Genomic DNA, 22,358 nt, shown 5'->3' on the forward strand with positions numbered 1-22,358 from the left:
CCATGATCACAAGTGAACAAGACGATGCATTACGTGTAGTAGGAAACGCCGCCCTGAAAAATCCACTTTGGATAGACTACGCAAACTATTGTTTCGAAAGAAAAAAAGGCTTGCGGAAAGAAGCATTTCAACGACTCGATTCTTTTTTGAAATCGGCTGAAGGCTGGGGAACCGCTGAAAAGATTGCATTTCTGGAATTCCTGTTTCCATTTGTCGAGACAATCCCCGATGCCGATTACGGTCCGCTTCCTCACCTGTTGAGTGAAAAACTGGTGAAGCCGGGCTTGCTGACCTGGTGTGAAACAGAAAATTCGGACAACCGGCCTTTCCGTTGGTATGGAAAGTATTACAAAGATGAATCATACCTGCTCAAAGCCCTGGAGCTTGATCCGGCGGATGATCTGGTGCGGGAAGCAATTATTTCCGAATGGATGAATACGATTTACCATTCAGTACATCACCTGCCTGAAGGATATATCGGAGAACCGGAAAAGGACCTGGAACTGGCTGCGGAAATCAGGAAACACATCAACCTGCTTTCATCCGAAGAACAACGGAAATACTGGACAAACGAATTGGAGGAAGACCTCGAGTTGGTGGTCAATTATATGGAGTGGAAGCAGTCCGGGCATGCAAACCTGGCTCAGTGGGGAGCAGAAAATGCGAAGAGAGTATCGTATGGCACAACGCGGATTTACTATTATGGGAAGTAACTGGATTGAGAGGGAACTCAAAATCAACGAATAAGATTCAATGTGACCGGATAAAAGGATTTTGAGAAAATACCTAAAATTGGTACATTTATAGAAAATCTTTCAAAAATGAGTAAAAACACATCCATTACATTGGGAACTTATTTTGATGAATTTGTTCAAAATGTTCTGAAAGAGGGTCGGTATAAAAATGCCAGCGAAGTGATTCGTGCGGGTTTGCGTTTACTGGAAGAGAAAGAGGAAAAGAAAATAGCTTTACACGCCGCAATTGAAGCGGGTGTTGCCAGTGGAAGGAATGAAAATTTTGATCCGGAAGAACACCTCAAACAATTGAAAGCAAAAAGAAAATAGATGGCAAAACCGGTATTTACAAATAAGGCCATTGAAGATCTTTCGGCTATTTGGGAATATACGCTTGAAACCTGGTCTGAAAAACAAGCGGACCGGTATTACAAATTACTGATCAACGCATGCATGGAGCTTGCGGAAAATCCGAACTCCGGGAAGAGCTACTTCGAAATCTATCCGGACTTGTACGGAAAGCGAATTTCAAAACACCTTATTTTTTACCGGCTGGTTGCTGAAAATCAACTGGAAATAAGCCGTATTCTCCACGACAGAATGGACTTGGAAAACAGGTTGGAAGAAGAATAAAAATTCCGGATTTTATATATGTCAACAAAACAAAGCATAGAAAAAATCAATCACACTATAAATCTAATCGATTTTATCTAATCCAAGACTGCCGTACTTTCGTGAAGTAACACAAAGGATTTAGAGATGAAAACAAACAGTACTATTCTATCGCTTTGTCTATTGCTATTAAATACCGCTAACGGACAAACAAGCACTGAATCAGCCGCAAAATGCCCCTTTAACCACGAAAGCCTCACGCAGAAAACAACCAATGCTACGCCAGTTGTGAACGGGAATCTGAGCGGAACAAGCAGCCGCGACTGGTGGCCGGATCAACTGGATTTGAGCGTACTCCGCCAGCAGTCTGCATTGTCCAACCCGATGGGAGAAACGTTTGATTATCGTGCCGCATTTTCGACGCTCGATTACCAGGCGCTGAAAGCAGATATTCGCAAAGTGTTGACCGATTCGCAGGATTGGTGGCCGGCAGATTTCGGGAATTACGGACCCTTGTTTATCCGGATGGCCTGGCACAGTGCCGGAACCTACCGCACAGGCGATGGTCGTGGCGGGGCTTCCGAGGGTCAGCAGCGTTTTGCACCGCTCAACAGTTGGCCCGACAACGCGAACCTCGATAAGGCAAGAAGATTGCTTTGGCCGGTGAAACAGAAATACGGGAACAAAATTTCCTGGGCCGATTTGATGATCCTCACCGGGAATGTTGCCCTGGAATCGATGGGATTTGAAACGATCGGTTTTGCAGGAGGAAGAGCAGACGTGTGGGAACCGCAGACTAATGTTTACTGGGGAAGCGAAAAAACCTGGCTCGCAAAAAGTGATGCACCGGGGAGTCGTTATTCCGGAGACCGCAACCTGGAAAATCCGCTGGCAGCCGTACAAATGGGACTGATCTACGTGAATCCGGAAGGACCGGACGGAAATCCGGATCCGCTGCTGGCAGCGAAAGATATTCGCGAAACATTTGGGAGAATGGGAATGAACGACGAAGAAACAGTGGCGCTGATTGCCGGCGGACATACTCTTGGAAAAACCCACGGAGCAGGTCCGGCAACACATGTGAGCCATGAACCGGAAGCAGCGGGAATCGAAGAACAAGGTTTGGGCTGGAAAAGCGATTACAAAAGCGGAAAAGGCCAGGACGCGATCACATCCGGATTGGAAGTAACCTGGACATCTACTCCGACCGAGTGGAGCCACCAGTTTTTCAAGATATTGTTTGAAAACGAATGGGAATTGACCAAAAGTCCGGCGGGTGCACACCAATGGATAGCAAAAAACGGCGAAAACATCATCCCGGATGCGTTTGATGCAGCGAAAGCGCACAAACCAACCATGTTGACAACAGACCTCTCCCTGCGTTTCGACCCGATTTACGGGAAGATCTCCAAACGCTTTTTAGATAATCCGGCAGAATTTGACAAAGCATTTGCACGTGCCTGGTTTAAACTCACACACCGCGACATGGGGCCGAAAGCCTTGTATCTCGGACCGGAAACTCCGAAAGAAGATTTTATCTGGCAAGACCCGATTCCGGTAGTGAATCACCCGCTGATCGACGCAAAGGATATCGCTGCATTGAAAACAACGATTCTGAATTCCGGTTTGAGTTCCGAAGAGCTGATCGAAACAGCCTGGGCTTCGGCATCAACATTCCGCGGATCAGATAAACGCGGTGGTGCAAATGGTGCACGAATCCGCCTGGAACCACAGAAAAACTGGGAAGCAAACAATCCAAAACAATTGGAGAAAGTGCTGAAAGTGTATGAAAAAATCCAGAAAGAATTCAACGCGAAATCCGGTGCGAAAAAAGTGTCACTAGCCGATTTGATCGTGCTGGGAGGAACTGCAGCCGTGGAAAAAGCGGCAAAAGACGCCGGATTTAATAATGTGGAAGTTCCATTTTCGCCGGGACGCATGGATGCAACGCAGGAACAAACAGACGTAAAATCGATGGCGGTACTGGAACCAATGGCTGATGGATTCCGCAACTATAAAAAACAGCAATATACCCTTTCAACAGAAGAATTGCTGGTCGACAAAGCACAGTTGCTGACCTTGACGGCTCCGGAAATGACTGTTTTGATCGGTGGACTGCGTGTTTTGAACGCCAATGCAGGAGATTCGAAAAGCGGTGTGTTTACGGTGACTCCGGGCAAACTGACCAATGATTTCTTCGTGAACGTATTGAGCATGGATTACCAGTGGTCACCGGTCGACGAAAAGAAAGAAGTATTTGAAGTGAAAGACCGCAAAACAGGGAAAACCGTTTGGACGGCAACCCGCGCCGATCTCATCTTCGGATCCAATTCTGAATTGAGAGCGCTGGCAGAGGTATATGCAAGCAACGATGCGAAAGAGAAATTCGTGCGCGACTTCATTGCGGCGTGGACGAAAGTCATGAACCTGGATCGCTTTGATTTGTTGAAGAAATAAAGATTCCTTGTACGAAGTAAAACCACCGGAAACCCCGGTGGTTTTTTTGTTTTACACGCTTTTTTCTGCGAATGAGGCCACAGAATCAACTAGAATATTAACCCGGAAGAAACAGCGGAATTGAATAATCCGGCTAATTTTGTGGGAGTTCGCGCACCTGGGAACCGAAAAAATCAATATCCATAAAATAGCATGAGATCATTTCTAATAAAAACTGCAATCTGTTTTCTTCTCACATGGGTTGGAGGAAAGGCTTTTGCACAGGACGATCAGCACACGATTGATTCCCTGAAAAGTGTTGCCACCAACGAAAAAAATCACGATACAGTTCGCTTGTATGCCTATGCGTTTTTGATCGATCGATTTGCCGTTGACGCCGACGCTGTGATTTATTACAGTGCGCAAATAGGTAAAATTGCCAAGGTGGGAATCAAAAAATCAAAGAAAGGAACGCCGCTCTATAAAGCATACGCCAGCTACATGGCTCTTTATTATAACAACCTGGCTGGCTTTACCGATCTGGATGATCCGAAAGGATTTGAATACCTGGAAAAGGCAATGAAATACTTCAAAGAAACGCAGTACAAGTCCGAGTACTATTATGCAATGATAAATAAAGGAACCAGGTATGGACGAATGAATCAATTCAAAAAAGCACAGGATTGTAATTTCAAAGCACTGTATTACTTCGAGATCGTAGAGAAAGAAGACCGTTTCGGGACAGCACTTGCCTACATCAATATCGCCTCGCTTTACGAATGGCAGAATGATTTCAAAACCAGTATTTTCTACTTGAAAAGGGCTTTGCGTTACCTGGAAAAAGACACCACCGGAAGCATGGATATTTTGATTCATAAAAGCACGTGCCTCATGAATATCGGGAGTAATTACGTAGACATAAAGAATTACAGTAAGGCCCGGGAATATTATTTCAGAGCGTTATACCTTGCAAAGCAGTATGATATAGACCTCTACATGAGTTTTAATTATTCCAAAATCGGGATTACTTATGAAGAAGAGAAGAAGTTAGATGTGGCTTTTGACTATTATAAAAAAGCATACGAAAAGGCGAATGACGAAAGAAGCATCGTTTATGCAGCCGTTAACCTGGGAGCAATATACCTGTGGAAAAAAGATTACCGGAAAGCCCTGGAATACGGGAATGAAGGCTTGAAATACGCCGGAAACACCGACAAGTATATCAAAGAGTCGAATTACAACCTGCTCTACAAAGCCCACAAAGGATTGGGACAGTACAAACAAGCAATGGAATACCTCGAAAAAGAGAAAGCACTCAAAGATTCCATCAATTCAACAGATAATACCCGGGCACTCAAGAGTCAGAAAGAAGAATATGCCTACGAGAAAAAAGCCATTCAGCTCAAACTGGATTCGGAGCGGAAAAATGCTGAAAAAAACAAGGTGCTTTATGGTTTGTCAATCGTACTGCTTGTACTGCTTTTCGCAGGATTCATCCTGTACGTTCTCTACAAGCACAGACAGCGCACCATTACCTACGAGAAAAACGAATTGAACCAACGCTTGCTGCGTAGTCAGATGAATCCGCATTTCCTCTTTAATTCCCTGAATGCTGTATACAATTACATGGATAAAAACCAGCCGGAAGAGGCGGGGCGCTACCTGACTTCCTTTGCCAAACTGGTGCGGTCTATTCTCGACAACTCGCGGGAAGAAAGTGTGATGCTTTCGAAAGAACTTTCCTGGCTGGAAAACTACCTGAAATTACAACAGCTGCGTTTTGAAAAGCCATTTCAATATACCATCAACGTAGAACCGGAAGTGGAACCGGAACTGACATTGGTTCCCCCGATGTTGGTACAACCCTTCGTTGAAAATGCCATTGAACACGGGTTTGCTATCAGCAGGGAATCCAATATGCTGAACATTTCTTACCGCAAAAACGGGGAGATGCTGGAGATTACTGTTTCGGACACGGGTTCCGGTTTTCAAAAGAAAGATCCTGAAAACAAGCAGCACCAATCCCTGGCGTTGAGTATTACGGAAGAACGATTGCGGTTATTAACAATTAAATACAAGAAAAAGGCTAACTTTAGAATAGAATCTGAGCCGGAAAAAGGGACTCGTATCTTCTTTTCGGTTCCATTTCAAACACTTGCCTGAAAATGAAAATACTGATAGTTGATGATGAGTCGAGTGCGCGTGAAATCGTCCGCCGGGCTTTGGAGAGAGATGGCTCAAGTAATTATGAAATCCGGGAAGCGGATTCGGTGAAAAGTGCTGTGGAACAAATCGGTAATGACCGTCCGGATCTTTTATTACTGGATATCCAGTTGCGCGATGAAACCGGATTTGATGTGCTGTACCAGACGGGAACGCCATATATCCCCACTATTTTTATCACGGCATATAACGAGTTTGCGTTAAAAGCATTTCAATTTTCGGCGTTGAATTACCTGCTGAAACCGGTTGCGGGATCAGAACTCCTGGATGCGGTTAAGACAGCTCAGCAAAAAATCGAAAAGGAAAAACTGGCGGATCAGATGCAGGTTTTTATGCAGCATTTCTCCAAACAGGCAGCACCTGCGGCTCCCAAACAGATCACGCTGAAAACACAGCATACGATTCACTTTGTTTCGCTGGATGAGCTAATCTATTGCTCAGCCGACGGTTCCTACACGAATTTTGTACTGGTCGGAGGGGAAAAGATCATGGTTTCGGCTTCAATTGGCGAATACGATGAATTGTTGCGATCAAACGGTTTTTTAAGAACCCATCAAAGCTACCTGGTAAATACGGCCTTTTTAAGCCAGTTTGACAAACGTAAAAGCACGCTTCAATTAAAAAATGGGATGGAAATCCCGGTTTCCTCCCGAAAAAAAGAAGAAATCCTCACCCTTTTGAAATCATCCTGAAAAACGCAGACCTTGGTTGAATCGATGCATAGGTAAAGTATCTGGAAACCCTTTACGCACTTTGCATCTTTGCGTTTCAAATAGAAAAGATTCACTCGGTTAATCATTAAAAGAATGGATCAGAAATAAAAAAGTCCCGGCAGTTATCTCCGGGACTTTTTGCTATAATCTGTATGATCAATTACTCTGCGCTTGAAACCAACTCCAGGTCGATTGTGCGTTTTCTCGGACTCACTTCGCTGATCTTCACACGAACCGAATCTCCGAAATGGAACGTTTTTCCCGTTTTTTGACCGACAATCGTCATGGTTTTTTCGTCAAAACTGAAGCGATCTCCCGGAAGTTCCTGCATCGGAACCATTCCCTCACAGGCATTTTCAGTCATCCGCACATACAAGCCGTGTTCCGCGAGTCCGGAAACAATTCCGTCGAATTCCTCCCCGATCTTGTCGTGGACAAAAACTACCTGGAAGTATTTATTCGACTCGCGCTCTGCTTCCGTAGCCTTGCGTTCGGTACGTGAAATGCGTTTGCAGACATCGTCCAGTACCTGGTTGTATTTATGCGGTTTATTCTCGAGGCATTCCAGCAAAATGCGGTGAACCATCAAATCGGCATAGCGGCGGATCGGCGAAGTGAAATGCGCATAATACTCAAACGCTAAACCGTAGTGCCCGATGTTGTCCGTATCGTACGTCGCTTTCGCCATGCTTCGGATAGCCATCTGCTGAATGATGTTGTATTCGTTTTTCAGCTGGATGTCGTTCAGGAGTTTATTGATACTCTGAGCCGCTTTTTCCGGGCTGGTGAACTCCAGCGAATACCCGAATTTATCCAAAAATAAACCGAATAATGCGATTTTCTCCGGATCCGGTTTGTCGTGAACGCGGTATACGAACGGAACAGGGTCTTTCCCTTTTTGTGGTTTCCCGACGAACATCGCCACGTGCTTGTTGGCAAGCAACATGAATTCTTCGATCAGCTGGTGGGCATCTTTTGAAACCTTTACTACCACATCTACCGGCTCTTTGTTTTCATCCAGTTTGAAACGGATTTCTTCTGAATTAATCATCAGAGCACCCTTTTTAAACCGCTCTTTTCGATAGATTTTTGCGATTTTATCCAGGATATGCAATTCTTCCTTGTATGGTCCTTCCGCTCCTTCCAGGATTTCCTGCGCGTCTTCATAGGTAAAACGGTGATCGGAGTGAATAACGGTTTTCCCGAACCACTCTTTGTAAATCTTCCCGTTCTCATCGATTTCGAAAACAGCAGAAAAGGTGAACTTGTCTTCCTTCGGACGGAGGGAACACACCATGTTTGAAAGTTGCTCCGGAAGCATCGGAATCACACGATCCACCAGGTAAACCGAATTCCCGCGTTTCAAAGCTTCCTTGTCCATCGCAGAATCAGGTTTCACATACTGACTCACATCCGCAATGTGCACACCGATCTCGAAATGTCCGTTTTCCAGTTTTTGAATTGAAAGCGCATCGTCGAAATCTTTCGCATCCACCGGGTCGATGGTAAAGGTCAAAATCTCGCGGAAATCCCGTCGTTTCGCCACTTCCACCGGATCCAACTCCAATGTCACCTGCTCAGCTTCGTTCATCACATCCGAATCAAACTCAATCGGAATTCCCTGACCGACCAAAATGGAAATCATCTCATTGTCGTGGATTGAATTTCCACCCAGGGTCTGGATCACTTCTCCAAACGGAAACTCAGCCGATTTCGGCCAAACGGTGATTTTCACCAAAGCCTTGTCATTGTGTTTTGCCTTGTTCAGTTTTTCCAGCGGAATGTAGATTTTCACACCCGTTTTGGTATTGTCCGGAATCAGGAAAGCATGCTTATCATACAAGTGGATGGTTCCCACAAACTGGGAACGCTCGCGGGAAACAACTTCTACGATTCTTCCTTCCCGGCGGTTTCCGCTTTTTTTGGTAAGTACCACACGGACAATATCTCCGTGAATGGCGTGTCCGATATTGTGGGGAGCGATGAAAATATCCTCTTCATTTTTGCCCATGTTCACAAAACCTGAACCGCGCATTGTCAGTTCCAGTTCTCCTTCAATGGTTTCCAGGGTATTGGAATACGTATATGTTGCATGACCGTTTTGGCGGACAAATCCTTCGGTTTCTAATTCACGGAGTAAAGCAACAACCAGTTTCCGGGACTCGCTGTCATGAATGTGCAGCAAGGTACACACCTGTTTGTAATTCAGGAGCGCTTCCGGATGTTGTTCGAACAATTTGCGAATAATGTGATACAGGCCGGTTTTTAGTTTCTTGGTTGATTTATCTTTTGTTTTTTTTATTGGTCTTTTTTTACCCATCGTTGTTGTTGTGTTTAACAAAAGTACGAAATGACTTTCAAGGTTTTGGGTTTTAGGAATAATTGTCTGATTTGGATCAGGCTGGTGTAGTTGTTTTGTTTTCATTCTTTTGAAAATGGGTTAGTATGAGTTGCAATCGTGTGATTGATGCAACCAGTATAAAATAAAAAACAGGAAAGGTCATAACCCTCCTGCAGCTCTTTTGATTTGTTATGTGAATTGGTAGTAGTGTAAATTTCATGGTTGATTTTCGTGGTTTTTGTTTCCCGCAGAAGTCCGCAGACTAATTGGTTCATGTATTCAAGCAATAATTCTTCGCGCTCTTTGCGTTTCATTCGAGTCTGGGAATCTATGTTCCTAGGTGGTTCATTTAAATAATTCATTCTAATTAAAAGCTGCTACACCAATCTGTCAATAGCAGCTGCTTCTTTGCTGACAGGACAAAGTTGATTCTGGTGGAATCGGATTATTTTGCAAATAAGGTTTTCAACTGGTCGGAGATATTCGCTCCTCCCTGAATTTGAATCCCGTCGATTTTTTCAGCGATACGCTCTACAAATTCCATTTCTTTCAATTTGTACAACATGTCGTTTTCTTCCATCAAACGGGCAGTGTTCAATAAGTTTCGGGTGGTGGCGGTTTCCTCCCGGCGCATGATCATATTCGCCTGCGCTTGTTTTTCTGCTACCAGCACTTTGTTCAGAATCTCTTTCACATCTCCCGGCAGAATGATGTCTTTCAAACCTCCCGTGATCAATTCCAGACCGATGTTCTCCAATAATGCGTTGGCTTTTTCCACCAATTGCATAGACAACTCCGTTTTGGTTTCCAGCAACTGGTCCAAAGTCTGCGACCCGATCACTTCCCGGATTGTCAACTGGATGGCAGCATACATCTGTGCATAGTAACTTGCGTTTTCTACGATTGCCCGCTGCACATTGGTAATTTTATACTGTCCGGAGAAATTCACACGGATAGATGTTTTATCCTTCGTCAACAACTCCTGTCCCTGCACATCGATTGTCACTGTTCGCAGATCCACCAGGCGGAAGTTGAACACATTGGCGTTTTTCCAGAAGTAATATGTGTTGGCACTCAAAGTATGTTGATAAGACCCGTTCACGAAGACAATCAGTTGGTTTCCTTCCGGAACCACTACGCGGTGAACACGCTCCAGCATCACGGAAGACTCCAGTACCGCACGCTCAAACCCGGTAATGTTCTCCGTAGATGAGGTATCGATCAGTTCGTATGAAAAAGCCATTTCGGTTTTCCAGAACAAGTAAGTACCTGCAGGATAGCACTCCACGATATTTTTACCCAAACGACGCAACAACAACTGGTTGGCATCCACCTCGTAGCGGTTCAGCATCCCGGAGAATTCACCATCCTGCAGATCGGCAAACAATCCGTGCTGAGCAGTAATCGCTGGTTGCGCGGCAATCAGCTGTGCGGTCTTCCCCCAGAACAAATGGTGCGTTCCGGATTTCAATACAGCGGTTAATTGACCGTTTTTGTACACCAAACCACGTTGGTTTTTTGCTACAGTTATTGTTTTCATTTTTTCTTGTTTTTCAAATTCATAAATTAAGGAGCGGCCGACCTTCCGGATGTTCAGCGGAGCTGCGAAGTTGTTGTTCCGATCAGTTCCGGAGTCAGGAATCAACCACCGGAACGTTTTCTTTACAAGCCGTTCACTGCCCGGGCTTCCCATTCCGGCTGGTTTGTCACGAATGACGAACCAGCACGAAAGCGAGCCACTCCTTTTTTGTTTGTTAAAGCGTGTTTAAAAGACACGTGCCTGGTTATCACACCGAGGCGGTTACATGACTCTACCAACTGAGTTAAGTTGTTTTCGACAACTGCCGGATTCGAACCAGCGCCCTATGTACCAGGAGAAACAGCGTTCCGTGCAACTGGATACACTTCGGCAGGGCCTGGTGCACAATCTGGCGTCAAAACCAGGATCTCGTTTGCAAGGTGCTCATTTCCACTCCCAAAAAGGAGATTGAAATGTCAAACGATTTTCAAAGAACGTTGTTTGTTTCGTTTGACATGACAAAGATTTAGAGATATTGCGTAATTGTTTTGCGCACATAAAAAATAATCGGATAAAAATTACTAATCATTGAAAAACAGTGTTTTATATTTTGAAATAATTGACCAAAAACCGGAACAACGCAAATAGATTGCACACTTGATTTTCAACTTTGCATTGAAAACAGTAATTTTCAGCCATGCCGGTATCAAAACACGCTTTAATTCGTTACAAAACGATCGATAAATGTCTGCAAAACCGCTTCCGGAAATGGACGCTGGAAGACCTGGTGGAAGCCTGCGCAGACGCTTTGTATGAGTATGAAGGAGTAGGAGGAATCTCCAGGCGCACCGTTCAGCTCGACATTCAGAACATGCGCAGTGAAAAACTGGGCTACAATGCACCGATTGTGGTCATCGACCGGAAATATTATACCTACGAAGAAAAGGACTACAGCATCACCAACATTCCGCTGAGTGAGGGCGACCTGGACACCATGAAAGAAGTGCTGCATGTTTTGAAGCAGTTCAAAGGATTCGGTTATTTCCGCGAAATGCAAGATGTGGTGGCCAAGCTGGAAGGAAAAATACTGTCTTCGAACGGAGAACAGCGAGAGATTATCGAGCTGGAAACGAATCACCGCCTGCCGGGACTGGAATGGATTGACCCACTGGTGAAAGCCGTTCAGAAAAAAGTGGTGCTGGATATTCACTACCAAAGTTTCAAAGCGAAAACGCCTTCCGTGATGCGGGTGAATCCGTATAAACTGAAAGAATTTCGAAACCGTTGGTTTTTACTCTGTACCTTACACGATGAAAAGCGCGAGTATATCCTGGCATTGGACCGCATGAAATACGTGTATGAAAATTACCGCTTGCCGTTCCAGGAATGCTTTTTCGAAACGGAAAACTACTTCAAACCGTGTATTGGTGTCACGCGTTCCCTGAGTGATAAACCGGAACCGGTGATTTTCCGGGTGAGCAACCGGCATGCACCGTATGTGATTTCGAAACCGCTGCATGAATCGCAACAGATTGTGGAACAGGACGAACGCGGAGCAACCATGTCTTTGCATGTAATCCACAACTTTGAACTCGAAAAAGAATTGCTTTCCTACGGTGACGGAATTACGGTTCTCAGCCCGAGAAGACTGCGGAAGAACATCGAAAAACGCCTGCGAATCGGTTTGGAACATTATGAAATTATGACCAAGCGGAACGTGAAAAAGCAGGAAAGTAAACCGGATTCCGAATAAGATTCAACCAAACGGGAACTCGGCTGTACCTGTTTCTGTGAAAAATACAATGCTTCTTTTTTGCTTGACGGCTTTTGCGGGGTTCTCGCAAACAACAGACCGCTACTTGTATGAATACTATTTCAAGCGTTTGTATACGTATGAACCTGCCATGATGCGTGAAAACAAGATCGATTCCCTGGAAGTGGTTTCGTTTGAAAAACGAGGTGATGAAGTGACCTACCGGGGCAAAAAAGAACAGATAAGTTTCCGGCAAGACGGGCGACCGATCCGGCAGATTAACCGGGGAGATTATGGAAAGGATTCAACGGTTTCGGATTACAGCTACGACCGTTTGGGAAACCTGGTGGAATTCCGGCGGTGGATTCCGAAACGCATTAGTTACCAGGAAGACCGGGTGCTGGAACAGCAGTTTTATCAATACGAAAGCAACCAACTGGTAAAGGTGTTCAGCTATGCGATGGTAGATGGAAACAACTACCTGACGCTCCGTTTTTGTGATTCGCTAAGCTATTCTCAGGATCTTCAAAAGGTCACAATTATACATGGCAATGCCGATGGATCAAAAGTGATCTTCAACAAAACACCGAAATTCAGCTATCCTTTCAAGGCTCAAAATAATACCATATTCACCGCAACTGAGAAAAACCGATCTGATAAACCGGTCGACAAAGAAAGTTCCTGGTCAGTGTCCTGCACGTATCCCAACCCAGAATTGAAAGAAATCCAGTCCCGGATGAAAACGCCCTGTCTAAATCCTTCGGTTGTTCAGTCTTTTTATATGCTTCAATCGAAAAAAGCACTGAAAATAACGTATGACAGGGCGGCGTTTGGGTTATCGGCGGATGCTTTTTTTATTGATACGCTGGAGCAGCGACTGTTTGTTAAAAGCGACATGTATTTCCGCCAGCCAACTTCGCTGGAAGACCGCGAAACGAAAACACTTTCTACAGACCGCTACAATTTTCAAATGCAGTTGCTGATCTCCGAATCCGTTCGGGAATCAAACAGGGGATTCCGGGAAAATTCCCGCGACAGTTCCCAAACGTTTTATTTCTATTTCGACTTTGGGTTGCTGCAACGCAAGCTGCAATACATTTATCCGAGTTCTGTTCACCGGGAAATCCTTTATACAGACCAAACGGTTTTTACTGTTTTTGAGGAGCTGAAAAATGAACCGGTGGTTATTTTTGAAGACAAGGTAATCATCAAACAGCGGGATTGAAGCAAAAACCGTCGAATGATGGAATATTTTGGAACTTATTAACGGTCGCAATAGGTTGTTTTAAGCTGAAAACTGTAACTTTGATAGAAACAGAACAAAAATTACAGCGATGAACAAGCGAATTGAAGCGGCATTAAACGATCAGATTCAAAAAGAATCTTCTTCTTCTCAGTACTATCTGGCAATGGCTTCCTGGGCTGAAAACAACGGATTGAACGGGACGGCGAAATTTATGTACAAGCATTCTGACGAGGAGCGTCTTCACATGTTGAAACTCATCAAGTTTGTCAATGAGCGCGGTGGTGTTGCAATCGTTCCGGCTGTTCCGCAACCTCCGGTAGAATTTGATTCCCTGGAACGCGTTTTCGAATTGTTGCTGGAACACGAACTGATGGTGACTGAAAGCATCAACAACGTGGTAGACATCTGTCTGAAAGAAAAAGATTATTCGACACACAATTTCATGCAGTGGTACGTTTCCGAGCAGTTGGAAGAAGAAGCACTGGGTCGTGGAATTTTGGATAAATTGCGCCTGATCGGTGGTGACAAAGGAGGACTTTACCTCTTTGACCGCGATATGGAAACAATGGCTGCCGCTGCGGATAAAGCAGAAGCGAAAGCATAAGTTCTGATAACGAAACTTTTCAGTATCTTGTTCGTTGAATAAACGAAAAGAAAGAATAACGGATGCTCGTTCGATTAATAGGAATTGGAGCTATTGTTGCGTTTACTACTACCAGCGCGATAAGTCAAGTCTCGTATCGTTTTAGAAATTTTTCTATCAACGATGGACTCTCACAGAGTTCCGTGACGACTATTGTCCAGGATGACGTGGGGACTTTGTGGCTGGGAACGCAGGACGGGCTCAACCGTTTTGACGGACAGCAGTTTGAAGTATTCACTTCCGATGACACGCCGGGTCTGGCAAGTTCCTACATTCACTGTGGATTAAAAGACCAGTTCGGTGAATTGTGGTTCGGAACCGCCGACGGAATTTCGATTTACGATCCCAAAAAAGAAAGATTCCGCTCCCTGCTCGCTTCGGATGACAACAACCTCTCGATAGAAGGAATATCGGAAGAGTCTAACGGAAACATCTGGGTAGGTTCTTCCACGCACGGATTGGCAAAATACGACCGGAACTCCAAAAAAGTCACATTCCTGGAAGGATCACCTTCCAAGCGGATTCATTATATCCGTTTTGTAGCGAAGAACGAATTACTGGTTTCGTTCGAAGACGTAGGCGTTTATACATACAACCTGAAAACAGGAAAATGGAAAGCGCTGTCTCCGCAGAAAATGGAAAAAACCTGGCTGGTTTCGGATGTGGAATTGTTTTCTGAAAGCAGCTACATCCTTTCAAGTAACGCCGGATTGTGGCTCTTCGATGTGAAGACCGGCAAGCTCTTTCCTTTCCTGGACTTTATCGGAAAAGACTACGGTATCGAAGAGTTTTCGGATGTGTATGTCAAATCGACCTCGGAATTCTACATTGCAACGGTCAATAACGGCTTGATCAGTGTGAGCAATGGCAAAGAAGGCTACCGGATCACGTTCAGCAAAAAAGATATTTTCCGAAAAAACGGAATCCTCTTCAACGAACTGAACGAATTGTTCTGCGACGGAAACGGGACGGTTTGGATTGGAACGCTGCGTGGTTTGAGCGCTTTTAATCCGAAAAATGACGAGTTTTTTGGTGTTGGCCCGGCCGCAAATCTGAGCCAGGGATTGCCATCGGAGAGTGTTTGGGGTTTTGCCGAATCTCCGGATCTTTCCAAAATGTACATCGCAACCGATTTTGCCGTTTCGGAACTGGATCGGAAAACCGGTCTGTTCAAACATTACTACATTTCCAAATCAGACGATTACAACGAAAAAAGCATCGTTTCCGTTCACCTGCTGGACAAAGAACACCTGCTGGTGGGGGCCAATGACGGCTTATATGAACTGACGATTCAAAACGGAAAGGGAAGTTTCAAAAAGATTACCTATAAAGGAATCGCAAATCCTTCGGCATTCCAGAAGGTCTACGAAATTACGCCCTATAAAAAAGACCAGTTTTTCCTGGCAACGAAAGGCGGCGTATTGTTATTTGACCGGAAATCCGGCAACTTTACACCCTTTGTCTACGATCCCTCGAAGCCCAAAACCACGATTGGTGCAGGAGTTTGCCGTGTGGCATACCAGGGATTGAACGGTGAATATTATTTTGCTACGGGAGTCGGCGGAATCAACCTGCTGCAAACAGACCGGAACGGAAAGCTCCGGATTGTACCTTATGCCTTGAATAAATCCATTCTGAAAGCAAGCCGCGATGTGATTTCCACTATTTACCAGGAAGACGAATCCACACTTTGGCTCGGCTCATCCGGTTCGGGATTGCTAAAACTGGATCTGAAAACAGGTAATGTGACCGCTTTTACCCGGAAACAGGGGCTTCCGAACAACTTTGTATACGGAATCCTGCCGGATAAAAAAGGAAACCTGTGGCTGAGTACCAACAAAGGACTTTGCCGCTTTAACATCGCACAGCAGCGCTGCACCAATTACTCCGAAGTGAATGGCTTGATGAGCAACGAGTTCAATACCGGAGCCTATTTTCTTTCCGGAACGGGAGAAATGTCTTTCGGGGGAATTGAAGGATACAACTTCTTCAATCCGGTAGTGATGGAGGAACGGAAGGAGCAGATCTATGTGAATTTCCTGAAATTCCGCTTCGACGACCACTGGCTGCGTCCGGGAGATAAAGACGCACCGTTCCAGGAGGCCTTTTCCCTGCAGTCCGATATCAAACTGGGGTACCACGAACGCAGCTTCACGATCCGGTTTATCCCTACAGATTTGATTAACCGGGATTTGCTCCAGTTTAAATACGAACTGGAAGGACTCGATGAAGGATTTGTATACCTCGGTTCCGCCAGCGATATTCACTTCACCTCCCTGACTCCGGGATCTTATGCGCTGAAAGTGTATGTGCGCCGGGTAGACGGAGACTGGGTTCAGGCAAGTTCACAGATGAGCATTGAAGTAGCCGCTCCTTTTTGGTGGAAGTGGTGGTTCTGGCTGATCGTGTTGGTATTCCTGACGATTTTCATCCTGGTGTTTATCCGCTCACGCATTGATTTGGCGCGCAGAGACCAGGTGCGTTTGGAAATGAAAATTGTGGAACGGACGAAGGAAATCCGGGCTCAAAACCTCAAGATTGAATCCCAAAAGAAAGTCATCGAGGAAGAAAAAAACAAGGTTGAAGAACAACGGAGATTACTCCAGATCGAAAAAGATAAAACGGAAAGCCTGTTGCGGAACATCATCCCGGAGTCGACGGCTGAAGAGTTGAAAACCAAGGGGCGTGCTTCGGCAAGAGCCTACAAAACAGTTTCGGTATTGTTCACGGATTTTGTCGGATTTACTCGAATTGCAGAAGGATTGAAACCGACCGAGTTGGTCAATAAGCTGGATGTTTATTTCCGGAAGTTTGATGAGATCATCGTACGCAACAACCTCGAAAAAATCAAAACAATCGGGGATGCCTACATGTGTGCAGGAGGAGTTCCGGTGCGCAACAACACCAACCCGATCGACGCTGTTTTGGCCGCGCTCCAAATCCAGGATTACATGGCGCAGTTGAAATACGATGCCATTGCAAATGGAACCGAATACTGGGAATTGCGCCTGGGAATCAATACCGGGGAAGTAACGGCGGGAGTGATCGGTTCGGAGCGATTGGCCTATGATATCTGGGGAGCAACGGTGAACCAGGCACAGCGGATGGAAATGATGGGCGAACCGGGACGGGTAACCATTTCCGGATCTACGTTCAAACTCATCGAACCGTATTTTGAATGTACCTACCGCGGAAAGGTCAAAACCAAAAGCAAAGGACTGGTCGAAATGTTTACGGTCGAACGGATCAAACCGGAACTCTCCGTGAAAGGAGAAGGATTGTTCCCAAATGAGCGTTTTCAGCAGATTGTGAACCTGCACTTGTACAGTAGCATCAACTATTACAAGGCGGAACGACATATTATTAAAGTACTGGAGAAAGGATTGTCGCCGATGCTGCACTACCACAGTATTGACCATACCAAAGATGTAGTGCGCGCCGTAGAACGTTATGCCTTATTGGAAGGTGTGACCGATGAGGGTCTGTTTTTGCTGAAATCTGCAGCGACCTATCACGATGCCGGATTTGTGGAAAGTTATGAAAAGAACGAACCGATCGGGGCGCGGATGGCAGAAGAAATACTACCAAAATATGGTTATTCCGACCAGCACATTTCGCAGATTAAGGAACTCATTTTCGTGACGCAGATCCCGCACCAGCCGAAAAACAAACTGGAACAGATTATTTGTGATGCGGATCTGGATTACCTCGGAAGAGATGATTTCCACGAGATCGCAGACCGTTTGCGCAGAGAATTGCGCGAACACGGAAAAATCAACAGCGACCGCCAGTGGGATCAGATGCAGATTGCCTTCCTGAACATGCACAAGTACTTTACTCCTACGGCGATTGCCAGCAGACAAGCCAAGAAAATGCAAAACCTGAAAGAAGTGGAAGAACGTCTGGCGCGGGATGAGTATAAAGATTAATTCTGCCGAATGCGTATCTTTGAAAAAAATAGAACGATGAAGAAACTGGTTGTATTTGCGGGATTATCTCTGGCGCTTTTCAGTTGTGGGAAAAATGAGGCCGTACCTTACATCTCCCTGGAGGGAACTTCCTGGAGATGGGTGTCGACTACCAATGACAGCACGTTTTTCGAAGACACGGCTTCTTCCACAAAAACGCAACTTCTGACATTCATCGACTATAAAACATTCGACTGGAAAAGAAACGACACGGCTTTTGCCAGCGGAACGTATCTCTACGGAATGAAGCAGTCTGTTTTGATGGGCAAGAAAAAATTTATCGCAAACTTTTCGGGTGTGCAAACACCATTTATCCTGACGCGAAATGTAGACACTTTGTGGCTTCAGGAAGATAAAGCGACGGGCGGCGTACGATTCCGTTATTTCAAAAACTAAGATCAGCTACCGGACGTTTTTCCGGTACAGAAGAAAATAAAAAAGGAGGCCGACCGGCCTCCTTTTTCGTATAAATCAATTGTTATTAACTAAACAAAACGCTTGAACCGTATTTCCCGGCAACCGGGTTTACGATCAGTGTCGGGATTTGAGCATCATTAGTCAGAATGTACTGCTCGTGGTTTGCGGTGATGACTCCCAACATGTTGTTGCGGTTCAGGTTCATGATTGCGATCAGATCAGCATCCAGGGAAACGGCGTGTTTCACTACTTCTTTATCAAATCCGCTGGTAGGAACTACTTTCGTTGTTACATCAATTCCTCTTTCGTGGAAAAAGCGCACCGCAAACTGGATGTTGGCTTTTACCTGGTGGCGCAGAAATTCATCCGTTTCATCCGGAGTAATCACGTGCACGCGGGATTTGAAATATGTGGCGATATTGGCAACGTATGCCAGTTTTTGCTTGGTTTCCTTGTTCAGATCCAGCGGAACAACGATGTCGTCGTACCCTGTTTCTTTAATCGGTTTTTCCTGGACAACAATGAACGGAACCGTTGAATGCGTAATGACTTTCAGGGCGTAGCTTCCGGTAATGTGCTGCCACCCGGTTTGCCCGTGAGTTCCCATGAAGATCATTTCTGCCTGGTTTTCAGAAGCGAAATCGCCGATATCGTCAAAAATATTCCCGACGCGTACAGACGGAGTGATTTTAATTTCTCCTTTGTGATTTTCAACAATTGCGTTCAGCTTTTCTTCCGCCTCACCGATCGCCTTCTCTTTCGCTACAACATGCAGCAGTAAAATCTCCGCACCGGTTGTTTTTGCCGTATTAATCGCGTGATTCAGAGCATTTTCCGCAACTGAAGTAAAGTCATGTGGAACAATAATGGTCTTTTTTTCCATAAGGAGTTTTTGTGGGTTTTATATAGTAGTGCAAATGTAATCAAAGCTTTAGAAGCAGGAATCCATTTCTTAACTCAATATTAAAAATAAGACGTTAATAAAACAATAAGTCGTGCTTTTTTCTCACTTTTGCTAGGATTACGCTACTTTTGCAGGTAGTATTAAAATGAAGAAAAGATGCCAATAATCGGGAAATTGCTCAAAAAGACTACCGAGTTTTCAGCAAGAAGAAATGCACTGAAGGGACTGGATTTCAAAGATCAGTTGAAAGTACTTTCAAAGCTTTTAAAGACAGCTGAAGAAACAAAGTTTGGTTATCACTATGATTTCCAGTCCATACTTGATTCGGAGAACATGGTGGAGGATTTTCAGAAAGCCATTCCGATTCGTGATTATGATCAGTTTTACCAAACCTGGCTTCACCGCTGTTTGGACGATGAGTCGGACGTAATTTGGCCGGGAAGAATTAAGTATTTTGCCCTTTCTTCCGGAACAACCGGATCGCCGAGTAAGCGCATTCCCGTTTCCAAGCAGATGATCCGCTCTTTTCAGCGAAATACGATCAAGCAGTTCACCGCAACGGCAGATTTGAATTTGTCTGACGGATTTTACCAGAAATCATTCCTGGCAGTCGGAGGTTCTTCCAAACCGGAGAAACATTCCAAACATTTCGAAGGAGATTTATCCGGGATTTTGAAAAAACACACGTCGGTGGTCTTACTTCCGCTCACGAAACCGGATCCGGAAACTGCAGCAATCAAAGACTGGAATAAAAAGCTGGACCGCATCGTGGAAAAAGCGCCGGAGTGGGATATCAGTACCATTGCCGGAATTCCAAGTTGGTGCATCATGCTGATGGAGCGCATCATTGAAAAATACCAGGTGGAAACGATCCACGATATCTGGCCAAACCTGGAATTATACCTGTCGGGCGGTGTGTATGTGGAACCTTATTTAAAGCGCTTTGAAAAAGTATGTGGTAAGAAAGTCCACATTCTGAATACATACCTCGCTTCGGAAGGATATTTTGCTTATCAGAAAAGAGCCGAAAGCGACGGAATGCAGCTCTTGTTGAAATCGGGTATTTTCTTTGAGTTTGTGCCGTTTAACAGGGATAATTTCGATGAATACGGAAACCTGAAGCCTGAAGCCAAAGCGTTAACGGTAGATGAGGTTACCACGAAAGAAGATTATGCACTGGTGATTTCCACCAATGCCGGATTGTGGCGCTACCTGGTGGGCGATTTGGTTCAGTTTGTGGATCTGGAAAGACGTGAAATCCGTATCAGCGGCCGCATCAAACAATACCTGAGCCTTGTCGGTGAACATTTGTCGCTCGACAATATCAACATCGCTATTATGAAAGCCGGAGAAAAGCTCAATGTGGCTATTCCGGAATTCTGTCTGTATGCCAATTCGGAAGAACAGCGCCATTACTGGTGTTTCGGAACAGACAAACCGATGGACAGCGACCTGGTAATGAGTACGGTTGACAAATACCTGTGCGAATTGAACGATGATTACGCTTCTGTCCGAAAATACGACACGTTGAAGTCGCCGGTTTCCTACCAAACAGATGTGACCAATTTCTACCAGTTTATGGAAGAAAAAGGGAAGCTGGGGTCGCAAAACAAATTTCCGCGTGTGATGAATGAGCATCAGGCGCAGGAGTGGAGGTTGTTTCTGAATGTGTAGGATATCGTATTAAAAACGGCTTGTATCCCCAGTAAACACTGAGGGTTCGCAATATGGCGATATGGCAGTTTGGAGCCTAAAAACCGGGCTTCTTCCGGGGATCAAATGACAAGCGAATCAAGCGGTTATTCCTTTTTTCAATTCCCGCTCACGCTGTTTTGCCTTGTAAATCGCATTGGCAATCACCACCAGAATGATCATTGCAGAACCGGCATAGAAATTTCCATTCAGCAATTCATCTTCGTGTAAAATCGGAATGGCCAGCAAAATAGTATAAACCGGCTCCAGGTTAATGCTCAGTGAAACCGTGAAAGCACCCAATCGTTTCATGACCTCAATAGTGGCAATGAATGCGAAAGAAGTACAGCAAACTCCCAGGAACAACAACCAGCCGAAATCGCCCCACGTCATTTCAAACAAACCCGAATCCAATTTTCCGTTATACAACAGCATCCCGGAAAGGAATACCAACCCGATTCCCATTTCGTGCAGGGTGATAGCAGAGGACGGAACCTCTTCCGCCAGTTTCGCATTGAAAACCGAAAAAAGAGCTGCCATCAACGCTGCTGATAAACCGATTGCCAAAGCCAGGTATTGGGTTTCGTTGAAATCGTCAGAAACGAAATAGATCCCGAAAATAACCAGCAGCCCGAAGAGAAATTCAACCGGAGAAAACCGCTTTTTGAATACGAGCGGTTCCAGCCAGGTAACATGCAGGGTGGTGGTGGATAAACACAGAATCCCCAGGGAAGCAGTCGACAATTTAATAGAAGTGTAAAAACCAATCCAGTGCAGCGCCACGATGATTCCGACGCCGAAAACTTTCAGCAGGGTTTTCCGGTTCCGGATTCGCATCGGCATTTTCAGCAGGTAAAGCCCGATCAGCAACGAGAGGAAGGCAATCAAAATACGGTGCCACACCAGGTATTGCGCATCGATTCGGATCAATTTTCCTAAAATGCCGGTGAACCCCCACATAAAAATAACGAGGTGCAGTAAAATATGGTAACGGAACTTCTGAAACATGCCGCAAAGGTAGAGCTAATTCAGCGCTTTACTTTGTTTTGCTGCACAAAATCTGCGAATACTTTTTCCATTCGGAAGCGCATTCCTAACCCCGGGTTTTTTTATTGAAGTAGCTCAGCCCTTGGTGCTCTTTTATTGCCCACCAAGGC

General features: G+C 45.1%; 17 protein-coding genes. 12 read left to right on the plus strand and 5 right to left on the minus strand.

The features are described from left to right. Positions 1-2: 2 nt before the first annotated feature. From ABDV94_RS11750 to ABDV94_RS11775, 6 genes are all read left to right on the plus strand, one after another. Complete coding sequence (locus ABDV94_RS11750; protein WP_343747377.1) at positions 3-713, plus strand: hypothetical protein; 711 nt, start codon at positions 3-5, stop codon at positions 711-713. 108 nt (positions 714-821) lie between these two features. Beyond that, positions 822-1,064 carry a type II toxin-antitoxin system ParD family antitoxin gene (locus ABDV94_RS11755; RefSeq protein WP_343747378.1) on the plus strand — a complete coding sequence of 81 codons (243 nt, stop codon included), beginning with the start codon at positions 822-824 and terminating at the stop codon, positions 1,062-1,064. Further along, a complete protein-coding gene (locus ABDV94_RS11760; RefSeq protein ID WP_343747379.1) occupies positions 1,065-1,367 on the plus strand; it encodes a type II toxin-antitoxin system RelE/ParE family toxin in 303 nt (100 codons plus the stop codon). Positions 1,368-1,493: 126 nt separating this feature from the next. Continuing rightward, a complete protein-coding gene (katG, locus tag ABDV94_RS11765) occupies positions 1,494-3,803 on the plus strand; it encodes a catalase/peroxidase HPI (protein WP_343747380.1) in 2,310 nt (769 codons plus the stop codon). A 192-nt stretch (positions 3,804-3,995) separates the two neighbouring features. After that, on the plus strand, positions 3,996-5,945 hold the full coding sequence (locus ABDV94_RS11770; protein ID WP_343747381.1) for a histidine kinase: 1,950 nt from the start codon (positions 3,996-3,998) through the stop codon (positions 5,943-5,945). Between the two features lie 2 nt (positions 5,946-5,947). Continuing rightward, complete coding sequence (locus tag ABDV94_RS11775) at positions 5,948-6,697, plus strand: LytTR family DNA-binding domain-containing protein (protein WP_343747382.1); 750 nt, start codon at positions 5,948-5,950, stop codon at positions 6,695-6,697. A gap of 181 nt (positions 6,698-6,878) precedes the next feature. Here ABDV94_RS11775 and rnr read toward each other — a convergent pair whose 3' ends face one another. The 3 genes from rnr to ABDV94_RS11790 all read right to left on the minus strand — a co-directional run bounded on the left by rnr (position 6,879) and on the right by ABDV94_RS11790 (position 10,599). After that, the gene (gene rnr, locus ABDV94_RS11780; protein ID WP_343747383.1) at positions 6,879-9,038 is read right to left on the minus strand and encodes a ribonuclease R; all 2,160 of its coding nucleotides are present in this window, start codon (positions 9,036-9,038) and stop codon (positions 6,879-6,881) included. 101 nt (positions 9,039-9,139) lie between these two features. Then, a complete protein-coding gene (locus ABDV94_RS11785) occupies positions 9,140-9,373 on the minus strand; it encodes a hypothetical protein (RefSeq protein WP_343747384.1) in 234 nt (77 codons plus the stop codon). A 131-nt stretch (positions 9,374-9,504) separates the two neighbouring features. Then, positions 9,505-10,599, minus strand: coding sequence for a slipin family protein (locus ABDV94_RS11790; RefSeq protein WP_343747385.1), 1,095 nt, complete (start codon positions 10,597-10,599; stop codon positions 9,505-9,507). Positions 10,600-11,275: 676 nt separating this feature from the next. Between ABDV94_RS11790 and ABDV94_RS11795 the strand changes: the two genes are divergently transcribed. The 5 genes from ABDV94_RS11795 (at position 11,276) to ABDV94_RS11815 (ending at position 18,584) form a co-directional block, all read left to right on the plus strand. After that, a complete protein-coding gene (locus ABDV94_RS11795; protein ID WP_343747386.1) occupies positions 11,276-12,331 on the plus strand; it encodes a WYL domain-containing protein in 1,056 nt (351 codons plus the stop codon). A gap of 49 nt (positions 12,332-12,380) precedes the next feature. Beyond that, complete coding sequence (locus ABDV94_RS11800) at positions 12,381-13,556, plus strand: hypothetical protein (RefSeq protein WP_343747387.1); 1,176 nt, start codon at positions 12,381-12,383, stop codon at positions 13,554-13,556. Positions 13,557-13,665: 109 nt separating this feature from the next. Then, positions 13,666-14,181 (plus strand): ferritin, encoded by a 516-nt coding sequence (locus ABDV94_RS11805; RefSeq protein ID WP_343747388.1) that lies wholly within the window; start codon positions 13,666-13,668, stop codon positions 14,179-14,181. A gap of 62 nt (positions 14,182-14,243) precedes the next feature. After that, positions 14,244-18,149, plus strand: coding sequence for an adenylate/guanylate cyclase domain-containing protein (locus ABDV94_RS11810; RefSeq protein WP_343747389.1), 3,906 nt, complete (start codon positions 14,244-14,246; stop codon positions 18,147-18,149). A gap of 36 nt (positions 18,150-18,185) precedes the next feature. Next, on the plus strand, positions 18,186-18,584 hold the full coding sequence (locus ABDV94_RS11815) for a hypothetical protein (protein ID WP_343747390.1): 399 nt from the start codon (positions 18,186-18,188) through the stop codon (positions 18,582-18,584). 85 nt (positions 18,585-18,669) lie between these two features. Here the strand turns inward: ABDV94_RS11815 and ABDV94_RS11820 are convergent, their stop codons facing one another. Continuing rightward, positions 18,670-19,488, minus strand: coding sequence for a universal stress protein (locus ABDV94_RS11820; protein ID WP_343747391.1), 819 nt, complete (start codon positions 19,486-19,488; stop codon positions 18,670-18,672). A 177-nt stretch (positions 19,489-19,665) separates the two neighbouring features. Here ABDV94_RS11820 and ABDV94_RS11825 point away from each other — a divergent pair, with 177 nt between their 5' ends. After that, entirely contained in the window at positions 19,666-21,183 is a 1,518-nt protein-coding gene (locus ABDV94_RS11825; RefSeq protein ID WP_343747392.1) for a GH3 auxin-responsive promoter family protein, read from the plus strand. A 117-nt stretch (positions 21,184-21,300) separates the two neighbouring features. Here the strand turns inward: ABDV94_RS11825 and ABDV94_RS11830 are convergent, their stop codons facing one another. Beyond that, on the minus strand, positions 21,301-22,209 hold the full coding sequence (locus ABDV94_RS11830; protein ID WP_343747393.1) for a DMT family transporter: 909 nt from the start codon (positions 22,207-22,209) through the stop codon (positions 21,301-21,303). Positions 22,210-22,358 lie beyond the last annotated feature (149 nt).

The sequence above is a fragment of the Fluviicola sp. genome (assembly GCF_039596355.1).
Taxonomy (GTDB): Bacteria; Bacteroidota; Bacteroidia; order Flavobacteriales_D; family Crocinitomicaceae; genus Fluviicola.

What these genes read in the sequence shown, in the direction of transcription:
- ABDV94_RS11750 (WP_343747377.1), top strand. Translation starts at nt 3, where the DNA reads ATGATCACAAGTGAACAAGACGATGCATTACGTGTAGTAGGAAACGCC.
- ABDV94_RS11755 (WP_343747378.1), top strand. Translation starts at nt 822, where the DNA reads ATGAGTAAAAACACATCCATTACATTGGGAACTTATTTTGATGAATTT.
- ABDV94_RS11760 (WP_343747379.1), top strand. Translation starts at nt 1,065, where the DNA reads ATGGCAAAACCGGTATTTACAAATAAGGCCATTGAAGATCTTTCGGCT.
- katG (WP_343747380.1), top strand. Translation starts at nt 1,494, where the DNA reads ATGAAAACAAACAGTACTATTCTATCGCTTTGTCTATTGCTATTAAAT.
- ABDV94_RS11770 (WP_343747381.1), top strand. Translation starts at nt 3,996, where the DNA reads ATGAGATCATTTCTAATAAAAACTGCAATCTGTTTTCTTCTCACATGG.
- ABDV94_RS11775 (WP_343747382.1), top strand. Translation starts at nt 5,948, where the DNA reads ATGAAAATACTGATAGTTGATGATGAGTCGAGTGCGCGTGAAATCGTC.
- rnr (WP_343747383.1), bottom strand. Translation starts at nt 9,038, where the DNA reads ATGGGTAAAAAAAGACCAATAAAAAAAACAAAAGATAAATCAACCAAG.
- ABDV94_RS11785 (WP_343747384.1), bottom strand. Translation starts at nt 9,373, where the DNA reads ATGAAACGCAAAGAGCGCGAAGAATTATTGCTTGAATACATGAACCAA.
- ABDV94_RS11790 (WP_343747385.1), bottom strand. Translation starts at nt 10,599, where the DNA reads ATGAAAACAATAACTGTAGCAAAAAACCAACGTGGTTTGGTGTACAAA.
- ABDV94_RS11795 (WP_343747386.1), top strand. Translation starts at nt 11,276, where the DNA reads ATGCCGGTATCAAAACACGCTTTAATTCGTTACAAAACGATCGATAAA.
- ABDV94_RS11800 (WP_343747387.1), top strand. Translation starts at nt 12,381, where the DNA reads ATGCTTCTTTTTTGCTTGACGGCTTTTGCGGGGTTCTCGCAAACAACA.
- ABDV94_RS11805 (WP_343747388.1), top strand. Translation starts at nt 13,666, where the DNA reads ATGAACAAGCGAATTGAAGCGGCATTAAACGATCAGATTCAAAAAGAA.
- ABDV94_RS11810 (WP_343747389.1), top strand. Translation starts at nt 14,244, where the DNA reads ATGCTCGTTCGATTAATAGGAATTGGAGCTATTGTTGCGTTTACTACT.
- ABDV94_RS11815 (WP_343747390.1), top strand. Translation starts at nt 18,186, where the DNA reads ATGAAGAAACTGGTTGTATTTGCGGGATTATCTCTGGCGCTTTTCAGT.
- ABDV94_RS11820 (WP_343747391.1), bottom strand. Translation starts at nt 19,488, where the DNA reads ATGGAAAAAAAGACCATTATTGTTCCACATGACTTTACTTCAGTTGCG.
- ABDV94_RS11825 (WP_343747392.1), top strand. Translation starts at nt 19,666, where the DNA reads ATGCCAATAATCGGGAAATTGCTCAAAAAGACTACCGAGTTTTCAGCA.
- ABDV94_RS11830 (WP_343747393.1), bottom strand. Translation starts at nt 22,209, where the DNA reads ATGTTTCAGAAGTTCCGTTACCATATTTTACTGCACCTCGTTATTTTT.